The following is a 13,167-nucleotide window of genomic DNA, read 5'->3' on the forward strand; positions in this document are numbered from 1 at the left end:
TTAAATATGTTGATCTTTTGTTATAAAGGCGAAGTGGCATTGAAATTTACTTTTCTAGAACTCTTAAGTAAGAGTCAAAATTTTATATTTTGCTACTCTTACTTACTCAGCGAATGTACTTGAGTTGAGTTTCCTTTTAGCCTTACAATTAATTGCTTGTCAAAAGTAAGTGTCCAAATTTCATATTTGAAAACACGAACTTTCACACAGTACAATGTTTCATTGGGAGCATGCATTAATTGGACTAATCTTTATTTTAGAGTTCTTAAAACAAATTTCTCTGTCCACGAGCTTTATACAAAAGATCAATATTTCAAAACATCACATTATTTTAGTTCGACTATTGTTGCACCATCTCCACCTTCACCATATCCACCTAATCTATAATTTTTAACATGTATATGTCTCTTAAGCATGTCATTTATTGCTTTTCTAAGAATTCCAGTACCTTTTCCATGAACTATTGTTACTTCTCCAAGATTGCCCATATAAGCATCGTCTAAATACTTATCTACTCTATAACAAGCTTCTTCTGCATCTAACCCTCTTAAATCTATACGATTTTCAACTTTACTTAAATTTAATTTTAATTCTCTCTTTTTCTTTACCTTTTCAACTTTAGATTGTTTAGTTTTTCTAAGATCCTTTAACTTAACTGAAATTTTCATAATCCCAGCTTCAACTTGTACTTCCCCTTTATTATCAGGCATAGAAATCACTATCACATTTTGATTGAAAGATGGCAAAAACGCTTCCATACCTAATGTTACTTTTTCAAGTACTTCACCATCATTTTCTTTCATTTTATATAAATTCTTTTCTTTTTCTTCTAAACTATCTTTAAGTTTTTTACGTTCTTCTTCTAGTCTTTGTCTTCCACCACTTGAAATACCAAGTTTTTCAAGTTCTCTCATAGCTTTTAATATATCATCTGCTTCGTCTTTTGCATTAGATACTATCTTTTTAGCCTCTTCTCTTGCTTCCATATAAGCCTTATCTTTAACTTTTTCAAGTCTTTCAAGCTTTTGTTCATATTTATTCTTTAATTCTTCCGCTTGATCTTTAATGACTTTTGCATCTCTTGCATCTTTTTTAGCTATAATACTCTTTTCTTGAAGATTTCTTATTAAGCCTTCAAACTCTAAATTTTCTTTAGACATATAATTTTTTGCACAATCTATAACTTCTTTTCCAAGTCCTATTCTTATAGAAATCTCAAATGCATTGGATTTTCCTGGAACTCCAATTAACAATCTATATGTAGGTCTTAATGTATTAATATCAAACTCTACAGATGCATTTTCAACTCTCTCTTTATTTAATGCATATGCCTTTAATTCACTATAGTGAGTTGTTGCTATTAATTTTGCACCTTTACTACTTAAATTTTCTATAATAGCTATTGCAAGTGCTGCACCTTCTGCTGGATCAGTTCCTCCACCTAATTCATCAAATAGAATAAGTGATTGTCTATTATCATATTCCATGATATTTACTATATTAGTTAAATGAGATGAGAAAGTTGATAAACTCTGCTCAATACTTTGCTCATCTCCTATATCAGCAAATACTTCCTTAAAGAATGATACTGATGAATTAGAACTTGCAGGTATAAGCAGTCCACTCAATGCCATTATATGAAGCAATCCCACTGTTTTTAATGTAACAGTTTTACCACCTGTATTAGGTCCAGTTATCATCAAAGTGTCAAATTCATCACCTAAATTTACATCTAAAGGTACAACTTTATCTTTTTCAATTAAAGGATGTCTACCAGACATTATGTTGAATATTCCGTCATCTCTTACCATAGGTTTTATTGCATTTAATTCACATGCATATTTACCCTTTGAAAAAATAAAATCTAAATTAGTAAGTATTTTAAAATTACTCTCGCAGTGTTCTGCATTCATTTTTACTTTTAATGACAATGCTGAAAGTATCCTATCTATTTCAGCCTTTTCTTTTAACATAAGTTCTTTTATTTCATTATTTAAATTAACTAACCCCATAGGTTCTATAAAAAGAGTAGCTCCTGTTGAACTTTGATCATGTACAAGCCCTGGCACTGAACCCTTATATTCAGCCTTTACTGGAATTACATATCTATCACCTCTTATTGTATATAAAGAGTCTTGTAAATACTTTGAATTACTTCTAACTATTGAATTTATTTTTTCTCTTACTGAAGAATTCTTTTCTTTTAAACTTCTTCTTATATTATATAAAGTAGTGCTAGCATTATCACTAACTTCATCTTCTGATAAAATAGATCTCTCAATTTCTTTTTCCAAGTCATTAATAGGTGCTAATATATACGCTAAATCTTCTAACTTAGGAAAAGATACTTCTTGTTCTTCTCTTTTAAAAAATTCCTGCATTCTTCTAGTTGCTGTAAGCATTCCTAATACCTTTAATAATTGTTCTGGCGTTAATGTACCTCCTTTTTTCGCTCTTTGAAGTATATCTCCTATATCACAAAGACCTTCTATTGGAGGATTACCCTTCTTCATTAATATTTCAAGTGCCTCATTAGATTCTTCTAATCCATTGTTTATTTCATATGTATTGTCATAAGGTACAAGTTCATCTACTAATTTCTTAGCAGAACTGCTATATGCATACTTTTTAAGTATTTCCTTTACTTTATTAAATTCTAAAACTCTTAAAGATCTCTTGTTCATTTATAGTTCCCCTCTATTCTACACCACGTTTATAATGACCTTTAGTATAGATTCTATTTTCACTTTTTTTAAGTTTTTTCACTTCTTCTAATATCACTTTAACTTCATTATAAGTTTCATCTTTAAAGTCAAATCTAAACGTAGATATATTAAATGTTTTTAACTCTTCAATTTCTTCTATTAAATTTAAAGAAAGTGAATTTAATATATGACTTCTACAGCTATTATCACCTAATACTTTAAATGTTTCATTTTTTCTATCTACTAATGTGAATTCATCTCTCATACAAACTCCATTACACTCTTTAGAAGTAGATTTATTTCCAAATGTACTTCCTATTGGACAGTACTCACTAACCATTAATTCTGTTTTTCCATAAACACCAACTGCAACATTATAATTAACACTTTTCATTATTTCTTTAATTTCTTTTCTGTTTAATTCTAAGCTTAATGTTGGAATCTCAATATCTTTCCTATAAAAATCTAAAGCTTCTTTATTAAACAGATTTAATTTATAATCACCTATTATAAATAATTTATCTTTATATAAATTAAGTATTCCTACATTTGAAGTTATTAATCCTTTTATATATGGAATAACTTCATCTATTTGTTTAACTACATTTTTAAATTCTTCTTTTATTATATTAGGAGTCATAAAATATAAGTTTTTATTTTCTACATTTTTAAAATCACTTATATTTAACGCACCTTTATGCTTAGTATAAGATATATCTAATGCTATGTTTTTAACAGTATGATCTTCTAATAATGCTTTCAATTGTTCTTTATTTATACAACTATAAATATAACCTAAACGTTCGCCTGATTTCAAGTTTTCACCTAAAGTATCAGCCTTAAATCTTTTACGCCTATAAGAAGAAGCTTCTTCTTTTAATATTTTTTCAAATAATTCTCTTCTTAAGTTATTTAAAGAAGCTATTCTTATAAATCCGTCTTCAAAAGCATTAAATAATACTTTTTCGAACTTATATGGTATTTCTCCAGATTTCATTAAACATTCTTCTACTCTTTTTATATCTAATGGTGACTTCTCTGCTACTTCAACTGTATCGCCTAAAGCTTCATATTCTTTTCCATTGAATTTAGTTTTTAATTTTAAAGGTAAACCAACTCTAAATTCTAATTCACCTTGTAATAATACTTTTCTTTTATATGGTTTTACATAGTCCTTTAATTCATCATATAACTTTTTATCAGACATTCTGTATATTAAATCACCTTTTTTATAACCACTAGGTATTAATTTAACTTTATCCCCTTTAAGTGCTTCCTTTACTTCTTTGCCATTAAGTAATATTTTACCTAATACAAATCCGTCATTCCTATATCTTATTCCGTCTCCAATGCTTATATTTCCATCTAATATAATTTCATTTTTATCAACAGCCTTACCTATAGGAATACCAGTATTTTTAGGAAAATTATAACTCATCATATCTTTTCCTGTATTTTTATAAAGATATGCTTTAGAAAATCCTTCTCTATTAAATAACTGAGCTAATTGAATTCTTCCCTTTTTTAAATCAAATTTTTGTTTACAAGTTACTCTATCAATTGCTTTTCTATAAGTATCTACAACTCCTGATACATACTCAGGTCTCTTCATTCTTCCTTCTACTTTTAAAGATGATGTTCCACTTTTTATTAATTCTTCTACATCATCAATTAAGCACATATCTTTTGGGCTAAGTAAATATGCCTTTTTAGGTGAAGTATTTTCTCCTTGTATTGTATATTCCATTCTACAAGGTTGAGCACATCTTCCCCTATTGCCACTTCTTCCTCCTATCATAGAACTCATTAAGCATTGTCCTGAATAGCATACACAAAGTGCTCCATGTACAAATATCTCTGTTTCTATACCTAAATCCTTTGATATATACTTAATTTCATTCAAAGAAAGCTCTCGAGATAAAACTATTCTAGACAATCCCTTTTCTGTAAAATACATTGCACCTTCACCATTATGTACTGTCATTTGAGTTGATGCATGTAATTCAAAATCTGTATATGTTTTTTGTATTAAATTAATAAGTCCCGTGTCTTGTATAATTAAAGCATCTACCCCTATATCATAAAGATATCCTGCATATTTTAAAGCTTCTTTTATTTCATTTTCTTTTAATAAGGTATTTATAGTTACATATACCCGAGCTCCATAACCATGTGCATAATCTACAGCTTTCATCATCATTTCATTATCAAAATTTGATGCATATGCCCTTGCAGAAAATTTATTTCCTCCTAAATAAATAGCATCAGCGCCTCTATTTATAGCCGCTATTAAACTTTCCATACTACCTGCTGGTGCTAACAGTTCTATTTTTTTCATTAATTTCCTCCTAAGTATTTATACTTATCTTTGTTTTAAATTAATATTAATATTTTAGTATAAAGGCGTAGTGACATTGAAATTCGCTTATACGACAATATGAATACTATCTTAAAAACAAAACATCATACTTTTATTATTCTTAAAAACCTTTAAAAACTGCTATTAAAAATAGCAGTTTTTAAAAAATTATTATAATTCTATTAATATTATCCTACTTTTTATGTGAAAGTGGTCCTATAACTTTTTTTGTTTTACCATTTAAAAATTGTTGGCTTTTTAATGCTGCTAATTCTATTTCTACATTTAATAGTTTATCCTTTAATTCCATAACTTTATACTTAGATGTTCTAAGATTATTATTTACAGTTTTGCTTCTTTCCATAAGTTTACTCTTATGCTTATTTAATTCTTCAACTTTATTTTCTAATTCTACTACAGAAGCATCCTTTTTACTTAAAGTATTTTTTAATACCTCTAAGTTTTTCTCTTTTTCATCTAAGTTATCTTTTAATTTTTCTAATGACTTTTCTTTGCACTCTAAGATATTTTTTATATCTATTAATGATTTATCTTTATTGCTTAAATCATCTCTTAATTCTTCTATTTCTTTATGTTTTATATTTATTGTCTTTTTACTATTATCTTCATTGACAATTAACTTAGAATACTTATCTCTTAAGCTTGTAAGTTCCTCATTTACTTTTAAATTCTCTTGTTTTATTTTATTTTTTTCATTATTTATTGAATTAATATTATTATTTAATTTTTGAATATTATCTTCTAATATTTTTTTATTTTTTATTTCCACGTTTATTTTAGAATTTAATTTTTCATTTTCTCTATTGACTTCTTCAATTTTTTGTTTGAAAATTGTAACTTCTTTATCAGTTTCATAATAAAGATCACTGATATTTTCAAGCTCTTCTTTACATTTAGTATATTCTTCTTGAAGAACTCGTTTATTGCTCTTTTCATTTGATATTAATAATGTTAATTCTTCTATCTTACTTTGTAAAGTTAAGCAATTGTCTTCTAAAGACTTACTTTTTTCAATCAAGATAGAATTTTCTTCTTCTAAACTAGCTCTAACTTTAATCATTCTTTCAAGTTCTAATGAATTTTCTGTATTTAAAGTATTTAAATCATCAAACTTTTTACCTAAGTTAGTACATTTGTTTTCTAGAAAAGAAACTTTATTTTCTAATTCTTTAACATTTCCACTTGAAACTTGTAATTTATTTCTTAACTCTACTTCTTTTCCTTTAGATTCATCTACTTTTTTATAAAGGAACTTATTTTTCTCTTTTATTTCTACAACTTCTTTGTTTAATACTTCATTTAAATTACTAATTTCTTTTAAATTATTTTCCAACTTATTATTCTTCTCTAATAATAGGCCCTTTTCTTTTTCTAGATTAGTTGCCTCTTCTTTTAAATTAGTAAGTGTCTCTTCTATTTCTAAATATTTTTCTTTTAAAGATTGCTCACCATTTACTAATTGTTCTTGAAGTTTTGTTTTCTCTACTAATGTTGTTTTTAAATCTTCATTTAACTTGTCTACTTTTTGAATCAATTCACTTTTTTCAGTTTCTATATTTTTCTTCTTATTAATGGCATTTCTTAAATTAGAATCACATTCGTAAAGTTCATCTGCTATATTTACTGCCGCAAGTACTGTTGCAGCACTCGTGCTTAATCTAGAATTTTTACTCATTATCTCTTTTACTTTACTATCAACAAAATCAGCTAAATCAACTAAGTATTGTTCATTTTTATCACCTTTTAAGTTGTAATCCATACCATTTATATTAACTGTTACCTTAATCATAAATTACACCTCTTAAAATTTCTTTCTCATTGTTTAATTATATTCTATATTCACTCATAACACAATTATATTGATACATACTTATGATATAAAAATATTTACTTTTTTCTTACTTTTTTTAATATTAAAAGTCTCTTTATATCTAACATTAAAATTTAATAATTTTTGTAGTCGAATAATTGATACTAAATTCTCAATTTTTAATATTAGTAATATTTATGCTATATAAAAATTATAAGAACCAAGAGATAAATTCAAATAATTCACTTCTTGGTTCTTATAATCTTTATTTAATACAAAACATTATAACTTATGTTTTAAATTATTAGCATGTTCCTTTATAATTTCACCTTGTTCTGTCATCTTACCTTTTATTTCCCTTGCAGTTTCTTTTATTTCTGTCTTCATTTTTCTAGCAGTATCTTTTATTTCTTCTCCAAATTTTTCCATGATACATTTTCTCCTTTCAAAAATAAATTTATACACTTATAAGTTTGTGTAAAAATATAAATATTATAAATAATATTTATATTTTTTATCAATTCACAAATTTCAAATTCATTTATTTAAAATAAATTGAATTTTTTAGTATTTAAGGGTATAATTTAATAATTATTTTTATATTTAGCTCTGTTTTAAATATTAATAAAAGGAGATTTAAGATGAAATTAAAAAATAAATTGATACTTATATTTTCCCCATATTCAGGACTCCCTAAAGAAATTTATATACTTTTTCTAGGTAAAATAATAAATTGTATAGGATCTTTTATTTATCCATTGTTATCACTAATACTTATTCAAAAAATAGGTCTATCTATAAGCCAAGCTGGTGAATTTGTAACCTTTTTAGCTATTCTTCAAGCCCCCTGTGTATTAATAGGAGGTAAACTAGTTGACTCTATAGGAAGAAAAAAAGTAATACTTGTTTTTCAAGGATTGTCAGCTTGTACATTTATAATTTGTGGTTTTTTACCTTTATCTAATACATTAACTAACTTTATACTATTAGCATCTTGTTTTTCATCGGTATCTTTGCCTGCTTATGATGCACTAGTTTCAGATATCACAACTTCTGAAAATAGAAAAAATTCTTTTTCACTTATATATATAGGATTAAATTTAGGATTTGCAATAGGACCACTATTAGGTGGCTTATTATTTAATAATTATTTAAGTCTAATATTTATAGGTGATGGTGTTACAACATTGATTTATCTTTTATTAATAGGATATTTTATAAAAGATATTAAACCTAATTTATTAGAAGGTTCCATTAACGAAAATAAGAGTTCTTTCGAGAAAGCTGAAAATTGTTCAGTATTTAAAATATTTCTTAAACGTCCTATTCTAATTTATTATTCCTTACTAATGTTAACATTTCATTTTGCTTATTCTCAGTGGGGATTTGCAGTACCAATACAATTAAATGATATATTTAGCACTAATGGTGCTAGATACTTTGGGGTTTTGAGTAGTTTCAATGGATTAATAGTAATTCTATTTACTCCAATAATAACAGTTCTAACAAAGAAATATAGAATACTTTCTATCATTTCAGTTGGAGGACTTCTGTATTCATTGGCCTTTGGCCTTTGTAGCTTTGCCTCTAATATTTTTTCATTTTTTATCATTGTTACTATAATGACTATAGGCGAAATATCAATTGCTACAAATTCTCAAACTTTTATAGCAAATCTTAGTCCTTCATCACATAGAGGAAGAATAAATTCAATTTTACCTTTATTGTATGGTACAGGAAATGGTATTGGACCTATAATCATGGGTAGAATGATTTCTGTAGTTGGAATAAGACAGGCTTGGTTAATTGTTAGCTTAATCGTTGGAATAGGTGGAATGTTAATGTATCTTCTTAATTATATTAATATATCTTCATATAATAAGAAGTAGTAATACTGTATTCTTACTACTTCTTAATTTTTAAAAATATCTCTGTTTTAAATATATGTATATATATGCACTAATTGAATTTTTAAACTTATACTAATAATTGTTCTTTAGCATCTATAAACTTTCGATAAAACATGTCTGTGCTCTCAGGTTTTCCAAATAGATATCCTTGAATATAATCTGGGTTTACTTTATTTATAATTTCAAATTCTTCTACAGTTTCAATACCTTCAATACATACTTTAATATTAATGCTATGCATAAGTTTTATTACATACTCTATAAATGTAAAATTATAACTTTTTTCCGTAAGATGTCTTACAAAAGAACGATCTATCTTTACAATATTTACTGGTAAATTTCTAAGATAATTTAATGAAGAATATCCTGTTCCAAAATCATCTATAGCCATATTTATGCCATATTCCTCAAAATCAGCAAATTTTTTAATTAAAAATTTAAAATCTGGTGCCCAACAACTTTCTGTTAATTCTAGTATAACAGAATTTTTATTTATTCCGAATTCTTTTATACATTCATCTAAATACACATTAAAATTATCTTCCTTTAATTGAATATATGAAACATTTATGCTCATTTTAAAATCTTCGATTATACTTTGCCAATTCATACACATTTTTAATGCTTCCCTAATAACCCATTTACCAACCTTTACAATTAAACCACTCTCTTCTAAAAACGGAATAAATTCTAAAGGAGATATTTCTCCTAGTTCAGGTGAATTCCATCTAAGTAGTGCTTCTGCACCCTTTAATTCATGATTAGACGCCTTAACTTGTGGTTGATAATACAATTCAAATCCATCAAAATTATTTCTTATACTTTCTCTTAATTGCTCTTGAAGTGTTAGGAAACGTATTTTCTTATTATATAATTCTTCTGAAAAAAATTCTAATCTATTTTTTCCACTTATTTTGGCAAATTCCATGGCACTATTAGCCCTTTGAAATAGTTCCATACATGAAAGTGCATCATTAGGATATAATGCTACTCCACATGATAAAGTGCAAAAATATTTTTTATCATCAATTTCATGTTGTACATTCATATAGTCCTTAATGTTATTAAATAATACTTCTACTTTTTTATAATTTGCGTCCTTATAAAAAATTGCAAATTTATCTCCATCAATTCTATATATATTCATATTCTTAGGTAGCATTAAAGTGATTTTTTGAGCCACATCTCTAATAACCATGTCACCAAATAAATAACCATGTTTCTCATTTATGTTTTTAAAATTATCAATTCCCATAACTATAACTGCAGAAACAATTTCAGATTTATTATCAAGAAAATTCATCATATCTTCTTGAAATTTACTTCTATTTAGCACTCCTGTTATAAAATCTATTTTTGTATCTTTATTCATATCAGTTATATGTCCAAATACAATTATAGCGTTTTCATTTTCATCTTTTAATAAACTTCCACGAAAAGAAATCCATATCACTTCACCTTTTTTATTTACAAAACGGCATTGAAAAATATTAATATTTGAAAGTCCTGATTTTATTTTATTTATTCCATGCAAAAATATATCTTTATCATCATTATATATAATTTTAGACCAATATTCTTCTATGTCACTAGTTGTTGTACCATCTAAATCAAAATCACATAAAATAGATGATGATATTTTAAATACATTGCTATTAACATCCCAAATAAATACATAATCATCAGTACTGTTATCTATTAACTTGTATATTGTGGAAGCTTGTTCAAAATTTATAATTTTCGAATTATACTTATGCTTCACCTATATCACTTCTTTCTAGAATATTAAACTTAAATTATAAACACTTTTATAACAAAATAATAATTTTAAACATATTATATCATGTTATGGAATATTTTTATATAAATTTGTCAAAAAATATCTATTTTTGTTAATAGAATATATATAAACCACAATTAAGTAAATTACAAATTTAACAATTATCTACTTATATATTCGTATTATTTTTATAAAACTTCTATTTTAAAAAGCAACTAATAAAAAAAACAGAACCTACCAGAACCACTTACTAGGGTTAAGATAATTTCTGTTATTTTTTACTTATAATTATTTATTGTTTTTTCTCTTAAAATGGTTATATTTAACTCTTTTTTGTTTTAACTGATATAGTCTTTCCATTAGATGTTACTGTTATTTCACCTTGTAAGTCTGTTCTATAAGTTTCTATTCCATTTTTAGAAATCTTACTCATGGTTTCTTTATGAGGATGACCATAACTATTATCTGTGCCACAACTTATTATCCCATATTGTGGTGATACAGCTTGTATAAATTCATTACTTGAAGATGTGCTTGACCCATGATGACCAAACTTTAATACATCTGCTTTAAGATCTTTTGAATATTTAGACAAAACTTCTTGTTCTACAAGTGTTTCTGCATCCCCAGTAAACATTAACTTTTTATCACCAAATGTTAATTTCATTATAGGTGAGTAATTATTAAACTCCTCATAACTTTCTTTTATTGGAGAATATACATCTATTTTAGCACCAGAACCTAAATCAAATTTCATACCTTCTTTTATCGTTTGAATCTTAATCCCTTCATTTGAAACTGCATTTAACATATTTTCAAATGTTTTTGTTGTATGAGTAACTTTAGGCATATAAAAATTTTCTACTTTATACTTTTGAAATATTTTTGTCATTCCACCTATATGATCTTCATGTGGATGAGTCGCAATTACCATTTCAAAATCATCTATATTTTTTTCTTCTAATTGCTTTAATAAATGATCTGCTTCACTTCTTGGACCTGCATCTATTAATATATCAAAATCATTAACTCTTATATATGCAGCATCACCTTGTCCAACATCCAAATAAGAAACTTCTAAGTTCCCACTTACATTTCCTAAATTTTCTGGGGTATTAGAATTAAAATCATTTCCAAAAACAAAGCTCATAAGTCCTATAATAGCAAAAAGTATTATTGTTATGAATTGCGCCTTTTTATTACCTTTATTTTTTTTCATACTCTTTTTAAAAGCTTTTTTTAGTTTGTCATTATTATTACTCAAATTATTTCCTCCATCTTAATAATTAAAATTCTTTTCATCTCTTAGTTAAACTGCTTTTAACTAAGACTATGTTTTAAATATGTATTGATATATTCAATAGGAAAATTGGATATGTCCACACGCTACTAAAATATAAACTATCATTCAAAACATATGTTCGCTAATTTATAGTATAAACTAATAAAGTTATCAAATAAAGACCTTTATTTGATAACTTTATCTAAATCATATTATTTATGTCTATATTTTAAATATGCAATAGGTAAAGGGCATTGTAATTGAACTTTATTGCTTAATTTCTTTATTCTAATATATTTATCTCTTGATTATCTGCATTAATTTTTATTTTAGCACCTAAAGGAAGGGTAAGTGTTGGTAAACAATGTCCACAATAAACATCATATAATGCAGGTTTCCCCTCTGATGCTATTAACTCTTCAAATATTTGCATTAATGACAAGCTTTCTCTACCCTTTGGTGGTAAACAATCAGTCCATTTCCCTAAAATTATCCCACTTGCATCCTTTAATTTATTGCATTGTTTTAATTGCATAATCATTCTATCAATTTTGTATGGATATTCATCAATCTCTTCTAAAAATAATATTTTTCCTTTAGTATCTATTTCATAATCTGTTCCTAGTGTTGAACAAATTACTGAAAGATTTCCTCCAACTAATCTTCCTTCTGCTTCTCCTTCAAATAAAGTTTTAATTTCTGTGCTCTCTATATTTCTTAATTTTCCTAAAGGCTTTAATGTAAATATACTCTTTTTAAAATAATACTCAGTGTACTTATCTAGTCCCTTATACATTTCTGTTGCTGGCATAGGTGCATGAAATGTAATAAAATTACACCTCTTATTTATTACATTATGAATAGCTGTAACATCACTATATCCTGAAAATACTTTAGCATTCTTTTTTATCATATTATAATCTAGCTTATCTAAAATCCTTGTTGATCCATACCCTCCCCTTATTGCAAAAATTCCAGATATTGATTTATCAGAAAACATAGTATTTAAATCATTAGCTCTCATATCATCACTTCCAGATAAATAACCATAATGGGCTTTACAACTTTCACCAACTACAACTTCAAATCCTAATTCTCTCATTGCTTTAATAGATAATTCTAATCTTTCTTCAGTTGTTGGACTAGATAATCCTACAAGAGCTATTTTATCTCCTTTTTTTAATGGTTTAGGTCTTCTCAATATATTTCCATCCTCTATAATTACTTTAATATCAATATATTTAAACTTAAACTTATTTATCCTTAAAGTATAAAAAAATGACTAGATTTTAAATTATAA

General features: G+C 26.0%; 8 protein-coding genes. 1 reads left to right on the forward strand and 7 read right to left on the reverse strand.

Annotated elements, in window-relative coordinates:
• Positions 1 to 326 precede the first annotated feature (326 nt).
• The 4 genes from RGC78_RS04470 to RGC78_RS04485 form a co-directional block, all read right to left on the reverse strand.
• A complete protein-coding gene (locus RGC78_RS04470) occupies positions 327 to 2,684 on the reverse strand; it encodes an endonuclease MutS2 (RefSeq protein WP_252226072.1) in 2,358 nt (785 codons plus the stop codon).
• 13 nt (positions 2,685 to 2,697) lie between these two features.
• Complete coding sequence (locus tag RGC78_RS04475) at positions 2,698 to 5,043, reverse strand: U32 family peptidase (RefSeq protein WP_309556117.1); 2,346 nt, start codon at positions 5,041 to 5,043, stop codon at positions 2,698 to 2,700.
• A gap of 214 nt (positions 5,044 to 5,257) precedes the next feature.
• Complete coding sequence (zapA, locus tag RGC78_RS04480; RefSeq protein ID WP_252213214.1) at positions 5,258 to 6,874, reverse strand: cell division protein ZapA; 1,617 nt, start codon at positions 6,872 to 6,874, stop codon at positions 5,258 to 5,260.
• Between the two features lie 303 nt (positions 6,875 to 7,177).
• Entirely contained in the window at positions 7,178 to 7,324 is a 147-nt protein-coding gene (locus tag RGC78_RS04485) for a hypothetical protein (RefSeq protein WP_252213212.1), read from the reverse strand.
• Between the two features lie 212 nt (positions 7,325 to 7,536).
• Here RGC78_RS04485 and RGC78_RS04490 point away from each other — a divergent pair, with 212 nt between their 5' ends.
• Entirely contained in the window at positions 7,537 to 8,784 is a 1,248-nt protein-coding gene (locus RGC78_RS04490) for an MFS transporter (RefSeq protein ID WP_252226079.1), read from the forward strand.
• A gap of 88 nt (positions 8,785 to 8,872) precedes the next feature.
• Here RGC78_RS04490 and RGC78_RS04495 read toward each other — a convergent pair whose 3' ends face one another.
• From RGC78_RS04495 to RGC78_RS04505, 3 genes are all read right to left on the reverse strand, one after another.
• Positions 8,873 to 10,567 (reverse strand): putative bifunctional diguanylate cyclase/phosphodiesterase, encoded by a 1,695-nt coding sequence (locus RGC78_RS04495; RefSeq protein ID WP_309556119.1) that lies wholly within the window; start codon positions 10,565 to 10,567, stop codon positions 8,873 to 8,875.
• A 340-nt stretch (positions 10,568 to 10,907) separates the two neighbouring features.
• Positions 10,908 to 11,849 (reverse strand): ComEC/Rec2 family competence protein, encoded by a 942-nt coding sequence (locus RGC78_RS04500; protein WP_252213209.1) that lies wholly within the window; start codon positions 11,847 to 11,849, stop codon positions 10,908 to 10,910.
• A gap of 301 nt (positions 11,850 to 12,150) precedes the next feature.
• A complete protein-coding gene (locus RGC78_RS04505) occupies positions 12,151 to 13,068 on the reverse strand; it encodes a S66 peptidase family protein (protein WP_252213208.1) in 918 nt (305 codons plus the stop codon).
• Positions 13,069 to 13,167 lie beyond the last annotated feature (99 nt).

The organism is Clostridium aquiflavi (genome assembly GCF_031344075.1).
Lineage (GTDB): Bacteria > Bacillota > Clostridia > Clostridiales > Clostridiaceae > Clostridium > Clostridium aquiflavi.

Bases quoted from the DNA above. Each gene is read 5' to 3' on its own strand.
- RGC78_RS04470 (WP_252226072.1), bottom strand. From the start codon at position 2,684: ATGAACAAGAGATCTTTAAGAGTTTTAGAATTTAATAAAGTAAAGGAA.
- RGC78_RS04475 (WP_309556117.1), bottom strand. From the start codon at position 5,043: ATGAAAAAAATAGAACTGTTAGCACCAGCAGGTAGTATGGAAAGTTTA.
- zapA (WP_252213214.1), bottom strand. From the start codon at position 6,874: ATGATTAAGGTAACAGTTAATATAAATGGTATGGATTACAACTTAAAA.
- RGC78_RS04485 (WP_252213212.1), bottom strand. From the start codon at position 7,324: ATGGAAAAATTTGGAGAAGAAATAAAAGATACTGCTAGAAAAATGAAG.
- RGC78_RS04490 (WP_252226079.1), top strand. From the start codon at position 7,537: ATGAAATTAAAAAATAAATTGATACTTATATTTTCCCCATATTCAGGA.